Annotated in this window: 17 protein-coding genes; 3 read left to right on the forward strand and 14 right to left on the reverse strand. The window is 69.9% G+C overall.

Annotated elements, in window-relative coordinates:
• Positions 1 to 53 precede the first annotated feature (53 nt).
• Complete coding sequence (locus GPA10_RS00785; RefSeq protein ID WP_157163805.1) at positions 54 to 1,112, reverse strand: ABC transporter ATP-binding protein; 1,059 nt, start codon at positions 1,110 to 1,112, stop codon at positions 54 to 56.
• Positions 1,113 to 1,281: 169 nt separating this feature from the next.
• Between GPA10_RS00785 and GPA10_RS00790 the strand changes: the two genes are divergently transcribed.
• Positions 1,282 to 1,881 carry a dihydrofolate reductase family protein gene (locus tag GPA10_RS00790; protein WP_157163806.1) on the forward strand — a complete coding sequence of 200 codons (600 nt, stop codon included), beginning with the start codon at positions 1,282 to 1,284 and terminating at the stop codon, positions 1,879 to 1,881.
• Between the two features lie 80 nt (positions 1,882 to 1,961).
• Here the strand turns inward: GPA10_RS00790 and GPA10_RS00795 are convergent, their stop codons facing one another.
• From GPA10_RS00795 to GPA10_RS00810, 4 genes are all read right to left on the reverse strand, one after another.
• Entirely contained in the window at positions 1,962 to 4,202 is a 2,241-nt protein-coding gene (locus GPA10_RS00795; protein WP_157163807.1) for a hypothetical protein, read from the reverse strand.
• Positions 4,203 to 4,342: 140 nt separating this feature from the next.
• Positions 4,343 to 4,711, reverse strand: a complete 369-nt coding sequence (locus GPA10_RS00800; RefSeq protein WP_157164140.1) for a DUF6113 family protein — start codon at positions 4,709 to 4,711, stop codon at positions 4,343 to 4,345.
• Between the two features lie 260 nt (positions 4,712 to 4,971).
• Positions 4,972 to 5,904 (reverse strand): N-acetyl-1-D-myo-inositol-2-amino-2-deoxy-alpha-D-glucopyranoside deacetylase, encoded by a 933-nt coding sequence (gene mshB, locus GPA10_RS00805; RefSeq protein WP_157163808.1) that lies wholly within the window; start codon positions 5,902 to 5,904, stop codon positions 4,972 to 4,974.
• A gap of 105 nt (positions 5,905 to 6,009) precedes the next feature.
• Positions 6,010 to 6,204, reverse strand: a complete 195-nt coding sequence (locus GPA10_RS00810; protein WP_030562584.1) for a hypothetical protein — start codon at positions 6,202 to 6,204, stop codon at positions 6,010 to 6,012.
• Positions 6,205 to 6,417: 213 nt separating this feature from the next.
• Between GPA10_RS00810 and GPA10_RS00815 the strand changes: the two genes are divergently transcribed.
• Positions 6,418 to 8,595 carry a S9 family peptidase gene (locus GPA10_RS00815; protein ID WP_157163809.1) on the forward strand — a complete coding sequence of 726 codons (2,178 nt, stop codon included), beginning with the start codon at positions 6,418 to 6,420 and terminating at the stop codon, positions 8,593 to 8,595.
• A gap of 166 nt (positions 8,596 to 8,761) precedes the next feature.
• Here GPA10_RS00815 and GPA10_RS00820 read toward each other — a convergent pair whose 3' ends face one another.
• The 5 genes from GPA10_RS00820 to GPA10_RS00840 are packed head-to-tail and all read right to left on the reverse strand — an operon-like array spanning position 8,762 to position 14,421.
• Positions 8,762 to 9,820, reverse strand: coding sequence for an ABC transporter ATP-binding protein (locus GPA10_RS00820; protein WP_343040148.1), 1,059 nt, complete (start codon positions 9,818 to 9,820; stop codon positions 8,762 to 8,764).
• Positions 9,813 to 10,856, reverse strand: coding sequence for an ABC transporter ATP-binding protein (locus tag GPA10_RS00825; RefSeq protein ID WP_157163810.1), 1,044 nt, complete (start codon positions 10,854 to 10,856; stop codon positions 9,813 to 9,815). Before GPA10_RS00825 ends, GPA10_RS00820 begins: the two co-directional genes overlap by 8 nt.
• A gap of 5 nt (positions 10,857 to 10,861) precedes the next feature.
• Positions 10,862 to 11,848 (reverse strand): ABC transporter permease, encoded by a 987-nt coding sequence (locus GPA10_RS00830; protein WP_157163811.1) that lies wholly within the window; start codon positions 11,846 to 11,848, stop codon positions 10,862 to 10,864.
• On the reverse strand, positions 11,841 to 12,764 hold the full coding sequence (locus tag GPA10_RS00835) for an ABC transporter permease (protein ID WP_058849742.1): 924 nt from the start codon (positions 12,762 to 12,764) through the stop codon (positions 11,841 to 11,843). The genes GPA10_RS00830 and GPA10_RS00835 overlap by 8 nt, the downstream gene beginning before the upstream one ends.
• A gap of 34 nt (positions 12,765 to 12,798) precedes the next feature.
• A complete protein-coding gene (locus GPA10_RS00840) occupies positions 12,799 to 14,421 on the reverse strand; it encodes a peptide ABC transporter substrate-binding protein (RefSeq protein WP_157163812.1) in 1,623 nt (540 codons plus the stop codon).
• A 380-nt stretch (positions 14,422 to 14,801) separates the two neighbouring features.
• On the opposite strand from GPA10_RS00840, the gene GPA10_RS00845 reads away from it, so the two are divergent.
• A complete protein-coding gene (locus tag GPA10_RS00845) occupies positions 14,802 to 15,395 on the forward strand; it encodes a hypothetical protein (RefSeq protein WP_157163813.1) in 594 nt (197 codons plus the stop codon).
• Positions 15,396 to 15,485: 90 nt separating this feature from the next.
• Here GPA10_RS00845 and GPA10_RS00850 read toward each other — a convergent pair whose 3' ends face one another.
• The 4 genes from GPA10_RS00850 to GPA10_RS00865 are packed head-to-tail and all read right to left on the reverse strand — an operon-like array spanning position 15,486 to position 19,581.
• Entirely contained in the window at positions 15,486 to 16,634 is a 1,149-nt protein-coding gene (locus GPA10_RS00850) for an ABC transporter ATP-binding protein (protein ID WP_157163814.1), read from the reverse strand.
• Complete coding sequence (locus GPA10_RS00855; protein WP_343040149.1) at positions 16,627 to 17,685, reverse strand: ABC transporter ATP-binding protein; 1,059 nt, start codon at positions 17,683 to 17,685, stop codon at positions 16,627 to 16,629. The genes GPA10_RS00850 and GPA10_RS00855 overlap by 8 nt, the downstream gene beginning before the upstream one ends.
• A gap of 11 nt (positions 17,686 to 17,696) precedes the next feature.
• Positions 17,697 to 18,659 carry an ABC transporter permease gene (locus GPA10_RS00860; protein WP_157163815.1) on the reverse strand — a complete coding sequence of 321 codons (963 nt, stop codon included), beginning with the start codon at positions 18,657 to 18,659 and terminating at the stop codon, positions 17,697 to 17,699.
• Positions 18,652 to 19,581: an ABC transporter permease gene (locus GPA10_RS00865; RefSeq protein WP_157164143.1), complete on the reverse strand. Its 930-nt coding sequence runs from the start codon at positions 19,579 to 19,581 to the stop codon at positions 18,652 to 18,654. The genes GPA10_RS00860 and GPA10_RS00865 overlap by 8 nt, the downstream gene beginning before the upstream one ends.
• Positions 19,582 to 19,594 lie beyond the last annotated feature (13 nt).

The raw sequence follows: 19,594 nt of genomic DNA on the forward strand, positions 1-19,594 counted from the left end.
GCGTGCCAGTACGGACACGGGTACGCGTGCTGAGACGAGTACGGGGTCGCCGCTCATGCCGTCCGTGCCTCCTCCGCCGCGGTGATCGCGACGAAGGCCTGCTCCAGGCCGAGGCCCGCGACCTCCAGGTTGCGCGGATGGAGCCCGAGGCCGTACAGCGCGTGCACCGTGGCGTCCGCGTCCGTCGACTGGAGCCGCACCGTGTGCCCCGGGCCCGCCCCGGCACCGCCGCGGGACACGGTCAGCTCCGTCAGGAACGGCAGCTCCCGCAGGCGCTGTTCGGGCGAGTGGCGGGACGCGCTCCCCGCGTCCGCGTCGAGCAGGTCGAAGGCGACCTTGCGGGCGCCCGCCCTCGCCTTGATCTCGGCTGCCGTGCCGTCCGCGAGGAGGCGGCCCCGGTGCAGCACCAGGACGCGGTCCGCGACGGCGTCGGCCTCTTCGAGGTAGTGCGTGGCGAACAGGACCGCCCGGCCCCGGTCCGCCTGGTCCCGCATGGTCGCCCAGAACGCCTGCCGCGCCGTGACGTCCATGCCGGTCGTCGGCTCGTCCAGGACGATCAGGTCGCTCGCCCCGGCCGTCGCGAGGGCGAACCGCACTCGCTGCTCCTGGCCGCCGGAGAGCTTGTCGACCTTGCGGTCGGCGATCCGGGTGATGTCCGCGGCGGCCAGGACGTCGCTCACCCGGTACGGGCGCGGGTGCAGTTCGCAGGCCAGGCGCACCAGTTCGCGCACGGTCACCTCGCCCATGAGGCCGCCGCTCTGCAGCATCGCCCCGACCCGCCCGGCGGCGATGGCGTCGCGCGGGGTGGTACCGAACACGCGCACCGTGCCGCTGTCCGGACGGCGCAGCCCGAGCAGCAGGTCGAGCGTGGAGGACTTGCCCGCACCGTTCGGCCCGAGCAGCGCGACGGTCTCGCCGGGGTGCAGATCCAGGGTCAGACCGTCGACGGCCAGCACCTCTCCGTACGCCTTGGTCACCTGCTGAAAGCTCACGGCGCTCCCGGCGCTGCCCGCGCGATTGGCGCTCCCTGCGCGACCGGTGCTCCCTGCGCTCCCGGTGCTCCCCGCCGCGGGCCCCGCGGCTGCGCCCACCGTGTTCACTGTCGTCGTCATGTGCACCATCGTTGCTGGTCAGGGCGGCGCGCGGCAGTGTCGTCCGTAGCCGGACCTGGATGACGGATGTCATGCGCGGGAGATGACGCCCGCCATGGCGATGACTTTCCGGCGCCGCTCCGGTCTGATGGTCGGCACTTACGGCGGAACCGATGGAGAGGCGAGTCCCATGCGCATCGTGGTCAGTGAATTCACCAGCCTGGACGGTGTCGTGCAGGCGCCGGGCGGCCCGGAGGAGGACACCGACGGCGGCTTCGCGCACGGCGGCTGGTCGCACCCGTACTTCGACCCGGAGGTGGTCGGCGGCGCGTTCGACGACGCGGTGGCGGCGGCCGACGGGCTGCTGTTCGGCCGCCGCACCTGGCGGACGATGGCCGGGGCCTGGCCGGAGCGCGCCGGGGACCCGTTCGCCGACCGGATGAACTCGCTCAAGAAGTACGTGGTGTCGTCGACACTCGGCGAGTCCGATCTGACCTGGAACAACACCACGCTCATCGGCGGCGGCGAGGCCCTCGGCGAGATCCGGGAGCTGCGGGCGGCCGAGGGCGGCAACCTGCTGGTCATGGGCAGCCCGACCCTGGTGCGCGCGCTCCTGGGCGCGGGCCTGGTGGACGAACTGCGTCTGATGCTCATGCCGGTGCTGCTCGGCGGCGGAAAGTCGATCTTCCCGGACGACGCCGTGCAGCGCCCCCTGGAACTGGTCTCGACGGTCGTGAGCGACAACGGGGTGCACGTGTGCACCTACCGTCCGGCGGCCGGGGGCGAGTAGCCGGGGACGAAGAGGGCGGGCGGGACACCGGAAGGTGTCCCGCCCGCCCCGCGTTCCGGCGCGGTCCCGCTCTGCTTCGTCTAGCTCGGGTTCGTCTCGATCACGCCCACCCGCTCCGCGGGCGTCCTGCCCTGCAACGCCTTGCCCATGGCGAGGGCGACGTCCGTGGGCTGCACGGGGGTCTTCTTGCCGTTGGCGCGCTCGATGAGCACGCCGTCGAAGATGTTGCCGTAGAGCTTCTTGAGCTCGACGAGGTCGTACGTCTGCGACAGCTTGCCGCCGCTGACCACCTTCACGCCGAGCACCTTCGGCAGCGACCTCGACGGGCCGAACGGAATCGACGCGGCCCCCGCCTTGACGGTGACGTTCGCCGACATCGCGGGCTTCGCGAAGCGCTTCATGAAGTCGTCGACCTCGGCGTCGGACACGGTCGGCCTGCGGTCCGTGACCGGTACCGCGATCGTGCCCGCGCTGCCCGTCTCGACCTGCTTCTCGTACGCCTCGGCGATCGCCGTCGCCGCCTGGTCGGCGTCGATGCCCTTGCCCGCCTTGCCGTAGACGGGGACGGCCTTGCCGGGCACGAACTTGACCGTGCCCTCCTTGGCCGTGCCCGAGCCGCCCGCGGCGCGCTCCAGGGCCGCCGCGAGCTTCTCCTCGTCCACGGGCATCTCGGGCTCGACGACGCGCTCGCCGCCGAAGAGGGAACCGATCACCGAGACCGGGTTGTAGTCGCTGCCCGCGGCGGCGCGCACGGTGGCCTGGCTGTCCAGGGTGAGGCCCGCCTGGTCCGGCTTCAGGGTGACCTCGTCGCCGCCCACCGTCAGCTTCAGCGGCTTGTTCACGCGCTCGCCGAGGGCCGCGTCGAGCTTCTTCACGGCCTCGTCGCGGGTGCCGCCGCCGATGTCGACGCCGAGGACGGTGGTGCCCTTCGGCACGTCGGCGTGGTTCATCAACAGGCCCGCGCCGTACGCGCCGCAGCCGCCGACGACGACCACACCGACGAGCAGGACCAGCTTGTTGCGGCCCTTCTTCTTCTTTTTGGGCGCGGACGCCGTCGGCACGTTCGGCTGCACCGGCTCGGGCAGCTTGGGCGGCGTGTGCGGGCCCGGCTCGTCCAGGTGCCCACCCGGCGCGAACGGGGAGTTCTGTGCGGGCGGGACCACCGGGATGCCGCTGTTCAGCGTGTCGCCGGAGACGTTTCCACCAGGGCCACCAGGGCCGCCGGGTCCACCAGGGCCACCGGGTCCGCCCGCGCCGGGACCGCCGGGCACGGGCGGGCGCACCCCGCCGGAGCCGGGCGGCGGGTTCTGCGGGGTCAGGATGGCGGTGTCGTCGCTCAGCCGCCCGGGTCCACCAGGCCCACCGGGACCACCAGGCCCAACAGGCCCACCGGGACCTCCAGCCGCGCCGGGGCCGCCAGGCCCGCCGGCGGCTCCAGGCCCACCGGCACCGCCCAGCGGGTCCGCCTCACCGGGATAGGCCCCGGAGCCGTTCCCGTAGCCGTCGGAACCGTCGGGGTATCCGCCCTGACCGCCCTGGGACCGGGGTCCGCCCGGCGTTCCGGGCGGCAGCAGGGGACCGTCGCCGGTCACCGGGCCTCCGGTGGGCCCGGCGGGTCCGGTGGCGCCGTACTCGCCCTCGCCCCCGGAGAAGTACGGCAGGTCACCGCGCTGCGGCTCCCCGCCGTGCGGCCCGCCGGTGCCGAGCGGACCGGCGGCGACGGCACCCGACACGTCGTACCCGCCGGTGTCGCCCCCGCTGCCGGACGGGGTGCCCCCGCCCTTGGGCGCGGAGCCCCTGCGCGGCGCGAACCAGTCGCTGGTCTTCTCGTCGCCGTCGTCGCCCGCCGAACCCTGCGGGGACGCGGCGGACCCGGAGGCCGACGACGCGGCCGCCGGGGCGGAGGGCCTGGGCGCGGCGGCTGAGCCGCCGGGGGCCGAAGGTCCGGAGAGACCGGAGGTGCCCGAGCTGCCGGAGCCGGTCGGGCCGCCGATGGGGTTGCTCGGACCCGCGTGCCCGGGACCGTCCGCGCGCCGGTCGTCGGCGTCTCTGCCGCCGTCGGAGTCACCGACCGGCGTGCGCATGACGACGGGCGGGATGGGCCGCGACCCGGGGATGTTGATCCGAATGCGGGTCGTCAGCGTGGTCTCGGTCTTGGGTTCGCCGGACCGCTCGCCGCCGACACCGGGGCCGGCGCCATCCGGGCCGCCCCCGGGCGTGCCGCCCTGCGCGGGCGAGCCGTACGGCGGCGTCCCCGAGGGGTACGCGGCTCCCGCGCGCCCCTGGGGACCGGAGGACGAACTGTCAGTTTCACGACTCAAGGCAGGTTCTCCTGGTTGGCTCCACCGCCCGTCTCGACCACTCGGGCGGCTCGGCGGCGCGCACCACCATACTGGCCGCCGCCCACGGTCTTCCCGTGACCGGCGTCAAACCCGTGCGGGACACGGGCTCAAGTGGTACGTCACTTGCCAAGTCGGGCGTCGGAAGCGCCCGGTTGCGGTGACTGCCCGAGGGTGGCACACATCACAGCGACGCCCATACCGCCCAGCAGGAAGACGTACGAGCCGAGGCCGGCGCCGAACACGAAGTCGCCCTCCGGGCGCGTCGCGGTCAGGAACATCACGGCGACGAGCCAGCCCGCGGCGGGCGCCACGGCTCCGCCGCGGGTGCCGGTGGCGCGCGAACCACCGTAGAAGGCACCGGCGGAACCGGCGAGCGCGAGCAGCAATCCGCCCGGCGCCCAGGCCTGTTGGACGAGCGCACCCGCCACCCCGACGATCGCGCCGAGCACGAGGAGACCGGCGTAGGCGGCGAGGCGGCCGGCGTTCAGCGGCTGCGCGAGGAAGCTTCCGGCACCCGCGGACGGGCGGGCGCCGCCGGAGGAAACGGTCGCGCCACTTCCCCCTTTTGCGGACTTTCCGGATGTTTTAGCGGGCGTTCCCCCGGACGCGTCGCGGTTTGGCCGAGAAGATCCCTTCGCCTGTGCCGCCTTCCGCACATTCGACGAGCTCGAAGAGTTCGACGAGCCCGACGAGCCGGACGAGCCGGACGAGTTCGGCGAGGAGGACGAGGACGCCTTGGACCGCGCGCTCACTTCACGCCCTCCGTCTCGATACCCGCGGGCTTCAGCCCCTCGTCGAGCCCCGCGAACAGATCTCTCTCGCGCCCGCCGTCCACCGTGCCCGCCCCACCTCTCACCAGTTCGTAGTACTCCACGTCGAAAATCGGCTGCGCCAGGCCGTTGGACAGCACGAACAGCGGCTCGTGGACCTCGATCTGGGTCGCGTGGGCCCGCATCGCCGCTGCCTTGGCCGCACCGTACGCCCGTCCGTCGATCTCCGTCGTGACGCGTTCGTCGTCGGTCAGGCCCGGTACGTCGGTCACCGCGGCGGCGGTCGTGAACGGCGTGTCCGGCAGCGTCCTCGCGAGCCGGCGGAAGCCCTCCTCGACCACCGAGCGGGGCGCGCGGTTCCAGTAGACCTTCGCGACGGCGTGCGCCTCGCCCAGGTCGGTGCGGAAGCCCGGGTCCGCCGCGAGCTCCACGGCGCGCATGGCGACCCGGTGGGCCTGGATGTGGTCGGGGTGGCCGTAGCCGCCGTCCGGGTCGTAGGTGACGAGGACCTGGGGGCGCACCTCGCGCAGGACGGCCACGAGATGGCCCGCCGCCTCGTCGAGGTCGGCGGACCAGAAGGCTCCGAGCCTGTGGTTCTGCTCGGTGCCCATCATCCCGGAGTCGCGGTAGCGGCCGGGACCGCCGAGGAACCGGTGGTCGGCGACGCCCAGCTCCTTCATCGCGGCGCCGAGCTCACCGATGCGGTACGGGCCGAGCGCGTCCTCGCGATCGGCGGTCAGCCGTGCGAGGGCGGGCGGGATGACCTCGCCCTCCTCGCCGAGCGTGCAGGTCACCACCGTGACTCGGGCGCCCTCGGCCGCGTACCTGGCCATGGTGGCGCCATTGTTGATCGACTCGTCGTCGGGGTGCGCGTGCACGAGCAGCAGGCGCCGGGCGGGCTGTTCCGTCATGGGAACAGCCTACGAGCCCGGCGCGCACGTCCCGCCAGGCCGCGCCCCGTACCGCGTGCGCCCCCCGTGCCTCCCCAGCCGCTCCCCGGCGGCTCCTCGGTGCCGTCAGAAGTTGATGTCCTCGATGACCCCCGCGAGGTTCGTCGACAGTTCGTCGATGGTCGGCGCGAGCGACGAGCTGGCGAGATAGAAACCGAGCAGCGCGCACACGATCGCGTGGATCGTCTTGAGCCCCTGTTTCCGCACCATCATGACCACGATGATCGCCAGCAGCAGCACCACCGATACCGAGACTGCCACGCGGTTCACCTCCCATTCCCATGACCCGACAACATTCCGACCAAGCGCCCCCGAGCCGCCCCGAAGCCGCCCCCCCTGCGTCCGGCCGACGGGACCCAACTCGCCGTGCCAGCAAGGTCATACCCACCAAGTGCTACGGATCATAACTATGTGTCGAGCCACATGAGTCGGAGCACCGCAGCACAAGGGGCGCATGAGCCATAGGCTCGGAGAATGACCACCGAGACCCCCGCAACCGACGGGCCCCCCGAAGGTCCCGCCCAGCGGCTTTCCTTCCCGCGCCAGCACGCGCGGACACAGCGCTTCTCCCTGGGCGCGCCGCGCGCCTTCACCGTGGCTCCCGACGGCTCCCGAGTCGTCTTCGTCCGCTCGGCCTCCGGCACCGAGAGGACCGGCAAGCTGTGGGTCCTCGACCTCACGGACGGAGGTGCGGTCGAACGTGTGGCCGCCGACCCGCAGTCGCTCCTCGGCGGCGCGGCCGAGCGGCTCTCGGCGGCGGAGCGGGCACGGCGCGAGCGCAGCCGCGAGAGCGGCTCGGGCATCGTCGGCTACGCCACCGACGCGGCCGTGGAGCTGGCGGCCTTCGCCCTGTCCGGCAAGCTGTTCGCTGCGGAACTGCGCGCGGGCACGGCGCGCGAGCTGCCCGCGCCCGCCCCCGTGATAGATCCGCGCCCCTCTCCCGACGGCCGCCACATCGCGTACGTGTCCCGGGGCGCCCTGCGCGTCATGGGGGCCGACGGCGGGGACGACCGGGCGCTCGCGGCACCGGACGCGGTGGAGGCGGACACGGTGACCTACGGCCTCGCGGAGTTCGTCGCGGCCGAGGAGATGGGCCGCTCCCGGGGGTTCTGGTGGTCGCCCGAGTCCGACCGTCTGCTGGTCGCGCGGGTCGACGACGCCCCCGTACAGCGCTGGTGGATCGCGGATCCCGCGCATCCGGACCGGGACCCCGTACCGGTGGCCTATCCGGCGGCGGGCACCGACAACGCGGACGTGCGGCTGTTCGTGGTGGGCCTGGACGGGGTGCGCACGGAGGTCGTGTGGGACCGGGCCCGGTACCCGTATCTGGCGCGGGTGCACTGGTCGTCGAGCGGGGCTCCGCTGCTCCTGGTGCAGGCCAGGGACCAGCGCAGCGCGCTGTACCTCGCGGTGGACGCCGACAACGGCTCGACGCGGATGGTGCACGCCGACGAGGACGACGACTGGCTGGAACTGCACCCCGGTGTGCCCTGCTGGTCGCCGAGCGGACGGATGGTCCGGATCGCGGACGAGGGCGGCGCCCGGGTCCTCGCCTGGGGCGACAGGCCGCTCACCGGACCTCAGCTGCATCTGCGCGCGGTGCTCGACGTGACCGAGGACTCCGCGCTGATCTCGGCGTCCGCGGGCGAGGCTGCCGCCGATCCCGAGGTCGGCGAGGTGCATGTCTACCGGGTCAACGAGCTGGGCGTCGAACGCGTCTCCCAGGAGCCCGGGGTGCACTCGGCGGTGCGCGCGGGCGACGTCACCGTATTGGTTTCGGCCACTCTCGACCAGCCGGGCACACGCGTGTCCGTGCTCCGCGACGGCAAGCAGGTGGCGACCGTCGCCTCACACGCCCAGCGGCCGGGGCTCACCCCGCGCGTGACACTCACCGAAGGGGGCGCACGGCGGATTCCGTGCGCCGTGCTGCTCCCCACGGGGTACGACCCGGAGGCTTCGGGACCACTTCCCGTACTCATGGATCCGTACGGCGGTCCGCACGGCCAGCGCGTGACGAAGTCCCACAACGCCCACCTCACCTCGCAGTGGTTCGCCGACCAGGGTTTCGCCGTCGTCGTCGCCGACGGGCGCGGGACGCCGGGGCGGTCGCCCGCCTGGGAGAAGGCGGTCAAGGGCGACCTGACGCGCACGCTCGACGACCAGGTCGAGGCCCTGCACGCGCTCGCCGAGCGGTTTCCGCTCGACCTGGGCCGGGTCGCGATGCGCGGCTGGTCCTTCGGCGGCTATCTCTCCGGCATGGCCGTGCTGCGCCGGCCCGACGTCTTCCACGCCGCGGTGGTCGGGGCGCCCGTCACCGATCTCCGCCTCTACGACACCCACTACCAGGAGCGGTACCTGGGCGATCCCCGCACCTCCCCCGACGTGTACCGCAGCAACTCCCTCGTCTGTGACGACGGGCTCGTCGACCCCGGGGAGCCGCACCGGCCCATGATGATCGTCCACGGGCTCGCCGACGACAACGTGGTCGTCGCCCACGCGCTCCGCCTGTCCTCCGCCCTCCTCGCCGCCGGCCGCCCGCACGAGGTCCTCCCCCTCACCGGGGTCACCCACATGACCCCGCAGGAACAGGTGGCCGAGAACCTGCTACTCCTCCAGGTCGACTTCCTGAAGCGGTCGCTGGGGCTGGCTTAGAGCTCCGCCCCGGACCCCGTATCGGCGCTCCGCGCCTCGTCCTCAAACGCCGGACGGGGCTGAATACGTGCCGGTAAGTTTCAGCCCCTCCGGCGTTTGAGGAGCGGGGTCTGGGGCGGAGCCCCAGGTTCGGCGAAGGGGCGGGCCTGGGGCGCCCCGTGGAGGCTCACGGCACCACCTGCTTCTCCTCCGCGAAGTGGCACGCCGAATCATGCGCCGCAGGCCCGCTCACCCCCCGGAACTCCGCCGGAACGGCAAGCAACGGCACCTCCAGAGCGCACCGCTCCCGCGCCTTCCAGCACCGCGTGCGGAACCGGCACCCGGAGGGCGGGTTCGCGGGCGAGGGCACGTCCCCGCTGAGAATGATCCGTTCGCGGTGCTCCCGCGCCAGCGGATCCGGCACGGGCACGGCGGAGAGCAGCGCCTGCGTGTAGGGATGCGTCGGATGCTCGTAGATCTCCGCGTCCGTGCCGGTCTCGACGATCCGCCCGAGGTACATGACCCCGACCCGGTCGGAGATGTGCCGCACGATCGACAGGTCGTGCGCGATGAACACGTACGAGAGGTCGAATTCGCTCTGCAGCTTCTCCAGGAGGTTCACGACCTGCGCCTGCACGGACACGTCGAGCGCGGAGACGGGCTCGTCGGCGACGATGACCTCGGGCCGCAGCGCGAGGCCGCGCGCGATGCCGATGCGCTGCCGCTGACCGCCGGAGAACTGGTGGGGGTAGCGGTTGATGTACTCGGGGTTGAGGCCCACGACGTCGAGGAGTTCCCGCACCCGCGCGCGCCGCGACCCCTTCGGCGCCACCTCGGGATGGATCTCGTACGGCTCCCCGATGATGTCGCCGACCGTCATGCGCGGGTTCAGTGAGGTGTAGGGGTCCTGGAACACCATCTGGATGTTGCGGCGCACCGCCTTCAGGGCGCGCCCCGACAGCTTGGTGATGTCCTCGCCCTTGTAGCGGATCTCCCCGGCGGTCGGCCGCTCCAGGTTGACGAGCATCTTGGCGACCGTGGACTTCCCGCAGCCCGACTCGCCGACGATGCCGAGCGTCTCGCCGCGGCCGAGGGCGAAGTCCACGCCGTCGACGGCCTTCACCGCGCCGACCTGCCGCTTGATCACGATCCCCTGGGTGAGCGGATAGTGCTTCACGAGCCCCCGTGCTTCCAGGACGGGCTCGGTGACGGGCGCCGGTACGGGCCCGGCGGCGGGCTCAGCCACGGAGGGTCTCCTTCCAGAAGTGGCAGGCGCTGCGGCGCTCGGCCGCGAGTCCCTCGTACGTGACCCGGTACAGCGGCGGGACGTCGGTGCGGCACACGTCCTGGGCCATCGGGCAGCGCGGGTTGAAGGCGCAGCCGGGCGGGATGTTCATGAGGTTGGGCGGCAGGCCCTTGATGGCGAAGAGGTCCTGGCCCTTCTGGTCGAGGCGCGGGATGGATTCGAGCAGGCCCTTGGTGTACGGGTGGGCGGGCGCCCGGTAGATCTCGTGCACCGGCGCGGTCTCGACGATCCGGCCCGCGTACATCACCGCGATCTTGTCGGCGACGTCCGCGACCACCCCCAGGTCGTGGGTGATCAGGATCAGGCCCATGTTCAGCTCGCGCTGCAACTCCGCGAGCAGGTCCATGACCTGGGCCTGGACCGTCACGTCCAGGGCCGTGGTGGGTTCGTCGGCGATGATCAGGGACGGTTCGAGCGCCATCGCCATGGCGATCATGATGCGCTGGCGCATGCCGCCGGAGAACTGGTGCGGGTACTGGGTGACGCGCTCCTTGGCGGCCGGGATGCGGACCCGGTCCATCAGCTCTACGGCCTTGGCGCGGGCGTCCTTGCGGGACATGCCGCGGTGCACGACGAACATTTCGCCGAGCTGGTCGCCGACGCTGAGCACGGGGTTCAGGGACGACAGGGCGTCCTGGAAGATCATGGCCATCTCGGCGCCGCGGATCCTGCGCCGCTCCTCCTCCTTGAGCTGCAACAGGTCCCGGCCCCGGAAGAGGATCTCGCCGGAGGTGACGCGTCCCGGCGGTACGTCGAGGATGCCCATGATCGCCTGGGCGGTGACGGACTTGCCGGAGCCCGACTCGCCGAGCACGGCGAGCGTCTCCCCCGCCGCCACCGCGTAGTCGACGCCGTTGACGGCCTTGGCGACGCCGTCGCGGGTCCGGAACTCCACGTGCAGATCGCGCACGTCGAGCAGCGCGGACGCGGGGGCGGGCCCGGCCGCCGCGGCTGCCGTGGATGCGGGTGTGGCCATGGCGCCTACCTCAGCTTGGGGTCGAGGGCGTCGCGCACCGCGTCGCCGAGCATGATGAACGCGAGCACGGTGATCGCGAGGGCGCCCGCGGGCCAGAGCAGCATGTGCGGCGCGTTGCGGATGTACTGGGACGCGGCGGAGATGTCGATGCCCCAGCTCACCGTGGGCGGCTTCAGGCCGACGCCGAGGTAGGACAGGGTCGCTTCGAGGGCGATGTACGTACCGAGCGCGATGGTCGCGACGACGATGACCGGGGCGACGGCGTTGGGGGCGATGTGGCGGAGCAGCATCCGCGGGTTGGAGGCGCCGAGGGCGCGGGCGGCCTGGACGTAGTCGTTCTGTTTGGCGGTGATGACGGAGCCGCGGGCGATGCGGGAGATCTGCGGCCAGCCGAGGAGGACCATGAAGCCGATCACCGGCCAGACGGTGTTGCTGGTGACGACGGAGAGCAGCACCAGGCCGCCGAGGACGACGGGGATGGCGAAGAAGATGTCGGTGATGCGGGAGAGGATCGCGTCCCACGCCCCGCCGAAGAACCCGGCGAGCCCGCCGAGGACACTGCCGAGGACCGCGACGCCGAGGGTGGCGCACACCCCGACGGTGACGGAGGCGCGGGCCCCGTACACGGTCCTGGTGTAGACGTCGCAGCCCTGCCCGTTGTAGCCGAAGGGGTGGCCTGGCGACGAGCCCTTCTGGGCGTTGGCGAGGTCGCAGTCCAGCGGGTCGCCGGAGGCGATCGCCGAGGGCCACAGCGAGATGAAGACCAGGAACAGGATGATCAGGCCCGAGATGATGAACACCGGGTTGCGACGCAGGTCGCGCCAGGCGTCGGACCACAGGCTGCGGGCCGGGGTGCCGGGTCCGCCGCCGGGCCCCGCCGCCCCGGTCCCGTCCGGGGACAGGGTCGTCGCCTCGCTCGCGGCGAGGTCCATCGCGCCGCCCGCGCCGGTGCCGGCGATGGCCCCCTCGGCGGGCTCGTGGGGTTCAGGCATAGCGGATCCTCGGGTCGAGTACGGCGTACAGCAGGTCGACGATCAGATTCGCCACCAGGAAGACGAGGACGAGCACCGTCACGAACCCGACCACGGTCTGGGTGCTCTGCCGCAGGATCCCCTGGTAGAGCTGGAAGCCGACGCCGTGGATGTTGAAGATCCGCTCGGTGACGATGGCGCCGCCCATCAGCGCGCCGACGTCCGTGCCGATGAACGTGATCACCGGAATGAGTGAATTCCGCAGCAGGTGCCGGGTGATGACACGCCGTCTCGGCAGGCCCTTGGCCACGGCGGTGCGGACGTAGTCGGCGCGCCGGTTCTCCGCGATGGAGGTCCGGGTGAGCCGGGTGACGTAGGCGAGCGAGACGGAGGCGAGCACGAGCCCCGGCACGATCAGCTCGTCGACGGTGGCCTCCGAGGACACCGACGGCTTGATGACCGACCACTGGACGCCGAGCAGCAGCTGGAGGAGCAGACCGGTCACGAACGTCGGTACGGAGATGACCACGAGGGTCAGGATCAGCACCAGGGTGTCGACGGGCCTGCCGCGCCGCAGGCCGGTGAGGACGCCGAGGGTGATGCCGATGACGATCTCGAAGACGACGGCGACGAGGGTGAGGCGGATGGTCACGGGGAACGCCGTGGACATCAGCTCGGTGACCTTCTGGCCGTTGAAGGCGGTGCCGAAGTCACCGGTGAACACGTTGCCCATGTAGGTCGCGTACTGCTGCCACACGGGCTTGTCGAGGCCGAACTCCTTCTTGAGCTGGGCGGCCGTCGCGGGGTCGCACTTGCGGTCCCCGCACAGCCCCGCGACGGGGTCGCCCATCACATTGACCATCAGGAAGATCAGCAGCGTGGCGCCGATGAACACCGGGATCATCTGCAGCAGACGCCGGATCACATATCGACCCATGGGCTCGCTCCGATGCGTGGCTGGGTGGCCTGGGTCAGTTGACCTTGATCTTTTCGTAGACGGGCACGCTGAACTGGTTCAGCGCGACGTCGGAGACGCGGTCGGAGTAGCCGGCGCTGCCGTTCTGGTACCAGAGGGGGATGGCCGGCATCTTCTGGGCGAGGATCTTCTCGGCGTCCTGGAACTTGGTGACGGCCTTGGCGGTGTCCGTCTCGCCGTTGGCCTCGTTGATGAGCTTGTCGAAGCCCTTGTCGGAGAACTTGCCGTCGTTGGACGAGGCGTCCGTGAAGTAGTTGGGCTCCAGGAAGTTCTGGATCAGCGGGTAGTCCATCTGCCAGCCGGCGCGCCAGGCCCCGTCGAGCTTCTGCTGGGACGCCTGGCTGCGGAAGTCGGCGAAGGTGCCGACGGGGTTGCCGACGCAGGAGCGGTCGTTGCCGAGGGCCTTGTTGATGGAGTTGCAGACGGCGTCCACCCACTCCTTGTGGGAGCCCGTGTCGGCGTTGTACGAGATCTTCAGGGTGCCGCCGGGGATGCCGCCGCCCTCCTCGACCAGCTTCTTGGCCTCGGCTGCGTCGTACTCGCACCAGTCGCCGCAGGCGTCGTCGCTGTAGCCGCCGTCCTTGCCGAGCACCGGCGAGGTCCAGTCCTTGGCGGGCGTACGGGTCTTCTGGAAGATCGTTTCGGTGATCTGTTCGCGGTTGATCGCCCGCGAGAGCCCCTGGCGGACCTTCTCCACGCCCGGCTTCGTCCACTTGTCCCCGTAGAAGGGGAAGGCGAGGGTCTGGATGATTCCGGCGGGGGTGTTGATGTAGCGGTCCCCCAGGTCGCTCTTCGCGTTCTTGAGCTGCGAGGCGGGTACGTCGTCGACCAGGTCGAGATTGCCCGCCATGAGGTCGGTGTAGGCGGTGTTGTTGTCGGTGTAGACCTTCAGGTCGACGCCGCCGTTCTCCGCCTTGTCGTCCCCCTGGTAGCCGTCCCACTTCCTGAGCTCCATCTTGGAGCCCTTCTGGTACGACTTCACGGTGTACGGCCCGTTGCCGACCGGCTTGGAGAGCCAGGCGTCGTGCTTGTCGAAGAAGGCCTTGGGCAGCGGGGCGAAGGCCGGGTAGCCGAGGGTGTCGGGCCAGGTGGAGAACTTCTGCGTGAGCTTCACGGTGAAGGTCCGCTCGTCCTTGACCTTCAGCCCCGACAGGGTGTCGGCAGTGGCGTCCCCCTTCTCGGGGTGCACCTTGTCGTACCCCTCGATGTACCCGAAGAAGTAGGCGTTCTTCTGGTTGTTCTTCAGATGCGCGCCGTAGTTCCAGGCGTCCACGAAGGACTTGGCGGTGACCGACTCGCCGTCGCTGAACTTCCACCCGTCCTTGATCTTCACGGTGAAGTTCTGCGAGTCCTCGGTGTCGATGGACTCGGCGACCATGTCCTTGGCCTCACCGGTCTTCGGGTCGTACCGCTTGAGTCCGCGGAAGATCATGTCGAGGACCTTGCCGCCCTGGACCTCGTTGGTGTTCGCCGGTTCCAGCGGGTTCTGCGGATCCCCCCAGGACGACCCGACGACCCCGGAGCCGTCACCACCGCCGCCCCCGCCCCCACAGGCCGTCGCCGTGAGCACGACGACCACCGCACATGCGGCCCACTTGGCCTGCGTGGCTCCACGCATGGCTCGCCTCCTCGATCGCTGGGCGCGCCGGCCGCGCGCAGTACCGTAAATACTTCCGAGGAGCGAGACAAAACGCATATTTTGCCGGTCCACACGAGGGGGTAGCCATCCGGATGCACTACGGGAAACCCCGTTGGCGCATGAGGCGCCGCACCACGACAGCGGGCGGACAGCCTCGACGGCCCGAGGCCAGAGGCCCGATCGGCGGATGGAATGGGGGCCGAGCGCGCCGGTCCGAATTCGTGGCGCATGATGGCGATTGAACACAGTGAGTAGCCTCAACTTTACCTCAAGTCACTGGATTCGCGTGCGGCCCATGCATAGCCTGAGCACACAAAGCAGTCATCCAGCGACTGCAGGTGAACGGGGCTAGGAGTAAAGTGCGTATACGAAAGACCGCATCGCTGACAGTCACCGCCGCTCTGGCGGTTGGCGCTCTCACCGCCGCTGGGCCCGCGACCGGGGCCGAGAACAGCGCGAAGGCCAAGACGTCGACGTCCGTGATGGCGCCGTCCGCTGCTCGGGGCATGCCGACGGGGACCGTCTCGGTCGCCAAGGTCAAGAACGGCGGCCAGAAGGTCTACTCAGCCAACATCGGCGTCAACAGCCGTGGGGAGCAGCACTGCAAGTCCACCTCCGTCACGATGGAGAAGGTGGTCTGGGACCTCGGCAAGGTGACTCGTACATCCGCCCGGGTCAAGTCGGTGAAGGTGCGCTACTACAACGAGCGCAAGCTGCACGTCGGCTCGGCCTATCTGCACGACGGCAGCCACCACGAGAAGTGGCGCAAGGCCTGGGGATGGCAGATCCCCAAGGGGGATGTGTGGCGTACCTACAAGATCAACAAGACGGTTAAATTCGCCAAGAACAAGCCGCTCAACTTTATGCTGCACGTGCAGCTCGAGCGCGCCAACGAACCGATGTGGTGCGCTCCGAAGGTGAAGCTCTATTTCTACCTGAAGCCCAACCGGTAGGTATTGGTCGCGAATCTCTCATGGAGTTCGCGGATACGAGAGGGGCCCCGCCAATTCACATGTTCGGCAGGGCCCCTCTCTTGCGCCTACTCACGCCGCGTGCACGACGTCCTTCTCCTCCGCAAAGTGGCACGCCGACTCGTGGGCGGCAGGAGTGTCCTTGCCCGCGAAGCGTTCCGGGATCGCGAGCAGGGGAATCTCCTCGGCGCACTTGTCCTGCGCCTTCCAGCAGCGGGTGCGGAAGCGGCAGCCGGAGGGCGGGTTCGCCGGGGACGGGACGTCGCCGGCGAGGATGATGCGCTCGCGGCCCTCGCGCGCCTCCGGGTCCGGCACCGGCACCGCGGAGAGCAGCGCCTGCGTGTACGGGTGCGTCGGGTGGTCGTAGATCTGCTCGTCGGAGCCGATCTCCGCCATCTTGCCGAGGTACATCACGCCCACGCGGTCCGAGATGTGCCGGACGATCGACAGGTCGTGCGCGATGAAGAGGTAGGACAGGTTGAACTCGTCCTGGAGCTTCTCCATCAGGTTGATGACCTGGGCCTGGACGGACACGTCCAGAGCCGAGACCGGCTCGTCGCAGATGATGATCTCGGGGTTGAGCGCCAGGCCGCGCGCGATGCCGATGCGCTGGCGCTGACCGCCCGAGAACTGGTGCGGGTAGCGGTTGATGTACTCCGGGTTCAGGCCCACCACGTCCAGGAGCTCCTGGACCTTGCGGCGCCGGTCGCCCTTCGGGGCCACCTCGGGGTGGATCTCGAAGGGCTCCCCGATGATGTCACCGACCGTCATACGGGGGTTCAGCGAGGTGTAGGGGTCCTGGAACACCATCTGGATGTTGCGGCGCACCGCCTTCAGCGCGCGCCCCGACAGCTTGGTGATGTCCTGGCCCTTGTAGAAGACCTCGCCGGCCGTCGCCTGCTCCAGGGTCATGAGCAGCTTGGCCACCGTCGACTTGCCGCAGCCCGACTCGCCCACGATGCCGAGCGTCTCGCCCTGGTAGAGGTCGAAGGAGATCCCGTCGACCGCCTTCACCGCGCCGATCTGGCGCTTGACGATGACGCCCTGGGTGAGCGGGAAGTGCTTCACCAGGTTGCGCACCTGGAGGATCGGCTCGCCGCGCTCGGCGGGGGCCTCGATGGCGGCCACCGCCTCCTCGGGCGTCTCCGCGTCGACCGTTTCCACCTCGGAGACGTTCGGCGTGGCGTCCGTCGGCCCGTCGTTCTTGCTGACCTCAGCCATGGATCGTCTCCTTCCAGAAGTGGCACGCGCTGCCGCGGCCCGCGAGCTCCGCGCCGTCCCGCTCCGTGACGGGGACGAGCGGCGGGACCTCGGTGCGGCAGATGTCCTGCGCCTTCGGGCAGCGCGGGTTGAAAGCACAACCCGACGGGGCCTTCAAGAGGTTGGGCGGCAGCCCCTTGATCGCATACAGCTCCTGACCCTTCTGATCCAGGCGCGGAATCGAGTCGAGCAGGCCCCTCGTGTACGGATGCGCCGGGCGCTTGTACAGCTCGTGCACCGGCGCCGTCTCCACGATCCGGCCCGCGTACATGACGGCGATCTTGTCCGCCACATCTGCGACCACACCGAGGTCGTGAGTAATGAGAATCAGACCCATGTTGTACTCACGCTGCAGCTCCGCGAGGAGATCCATGACCTGGGCCTGGACCGTCACGTCGAGGGCCGTGGTCGGCTCGTCGGCGATGATCAGGTCGGGCTCCAGGGCGAGCGCCATCGCGATCATGATGCGCTGGCGCATACCGCCCGAGAACTGGTGCGGATAGTCGCTCACGCGCTCCTTGGCCGCGGGGATCTTCACTCGGTCCATCAGCTCGATGGACCGGGCCTTGGCATCCTTGCGGCTCATGCCCTGGTGCACCCGGAACATCTCGCCGAGTTGGTAGCCGACGGAGAGCACCGGGTTCAAGGACGACAGCGCGTCCTGGAAGATCATCGCGATCTTGCTGCCGCGCATCTTCCGGCGCTCCTCGTTGGACTGCTTCAGCATGTCCTGGCCCCGAAAGACGATCTCGCCCTGTGGGATTTTCCCCGGCGGCATGTCGAGGATGCCCATGATGGCCTGCGCGGTCACGGACTTGCCGGAGCCGGACTCACCGAGCACGGCGAGCGTCTCGCCCGCGTCCACGCTGTAGTTGACTCCGTTGACCGCCTTGACCACACCGTCGCGCGTGTGGAACTCGACGTGCAGGTCCTTCACTTCCAGCAGGTGCCCGCTGTAGTTCCCGCCCGAGCGGGGAGCGGGAACGTCCGCAGTCTTGTCGATGGTAGTCACGTACGCCTCCCTCAGCGCAGCTTCGGGTCGAGGGCTTCGCGTACCGCGTCGCCGAGCATGATGAACGCCAGCACGGTGAGGCTGAGCATTCCGGCGGGGAAGATCAGTGTGTGTGGATTGTTCCGGATGTCGTTCGTGGCGTCGGAGATGTCCGCGCCCCAGGAAATGGCATCGTCACCGAAGCCGAGCCCGAGGTACGACAGCGTCGACTCGGCCACGATGTAGGTGCCGAGCGCGATGGTCGCCACCACGATGACAGGCGCAACAGCGTTCGGCAGGACATGCCGGAACAGAATCCGCTTGGTGCCCGCGCCGAGCGCCTTGGCCGCCATCACATAGTCCGCGTGCTTGGTCGTGATGACCGCGCCGCGCATCACCCTCGCGATCTGTGTCCAGCCGAGGAAGGCCAGCGCGCCAGTGATCACCCACACGTTGCGGTTGGTGAAGGCGTTGAGCACCACCATCGCACCGAGCAGGAAGGGGATGCCGAAGAACACGTCGGTGATCCGGGAGAGGAGGCTGTCCCAGAAGCCACCGAAGTAGCCCGCGAGCATGCCGACGAGGCCGCCGAACAGGGTGACGAGCAAGGTCACGCCGACGCCGACCATCACGGAGTTGCGAACACCGAAGACCGTGCGTGCGTAGATGCTGCGTCCCTGCCGGTCGTACCCGAACCAGTCCTCCTGGAAGAAGTGGGCAAGCTTGGGTTCACCCAGGAAGTGCTTCGTCAGGTCACCGCTGGCGGGGTCGGCGCTGGTGAACAGGCCGGGGAAGGCGGCCATGAGCAGGACCACGAGGATGAGCGCCGAGGAAATGATGAACAGTGGCCTGCGGCGCAAGTCCCGCCATGCGTCGCTCCAGAGGCTGCGAGCCCCATTCGCCTCGCCGCCGTCGAGCACCTTCCCGCCGGCTTGGGCCTCGGCGAGCACCACTTCCGGCTCGTCCACGGCCGGAGTCTTCGTAAGGTCAGGCATAACGGATCCTCGGGTCCAGGACCGCGTAGAGCAGGTCGACGAGCAAGCTGGCGAGGAGGTACACGAGCACCAGGACCGTGACGACGCCGACGATGACCGCGCCCTCGCGCCGGGCGATGCCCTGGAAGAGCAGGTTTCCCACACCGGTCACGTTGAAGATGCCCTCGGTGATCACCGCACCGCCCATCAGGGCACCGATATCCGTGCCGAGGTACGTGACCACGGGGATCAGGGAGTTGCGCAACAGGTGTCTGCTGACGATACGCCGCCGCGGCAAGCCCTTGGCAACCGCGGTCCGTATGTAGTCGGCTGACCGGTTCTCCTTGATGGAGGTACGGGTCAGGCGCGCAACGTAGGCCAGGCCCACCAGACCCAGGACGAGCGCCGGCAGAATCAACTGCTCAAGGTTCTCCGAGTCCTGCACCGTGGGTTTCACCCAGCCCAGCTCATTACCGAAGACGAGCTGAAGTCCACGCCCGAACACGAAGATCGGGATGGAGATCACGAGCAGGGTGAACATCGTCACGGTGGTGTCGATGATCCGCCCACGCCGGATGCCCGCGATCACGCCCAGCGTGATGCCGACCACCAGCTCGAACGTCCACGCCATCGCGGCGAGCCGCATCGACACCGGGAACGCCTGCGTGATCTCGTCCAGGATGGGCCGGTTGCCGGCGATGGTCTTGCCGAAGTCGCCCTGGAACAGACCCTTCATGTAGTGCAGGTACTGCTCCCAGAGGGGCAGGTCCAGACCCCGGTCGTGCTTGATCTGCGCGACCTGTGCCGGGTCCGGCGGCTTGTCTCCCCACAGCGCCTTGACCGGGTCACCGGGGAGGGCGTTCACCATCAGGAAGATCAGCAGGGTTGTCCCGATGAAGACCGGGATCATCTGGAGCAGTCGCCTCGCGACGTAACGCCCCATAGTGGTGCCTCCG

This window comes from Streptomyces typhae, assembly GCF_009755605.1.
Lineage (GTDB): Bacteria > Actinomycetota > Actinomycetes > Streptomycetales > Streptomycetaceae > Streptomyces > Streptomyces typhae.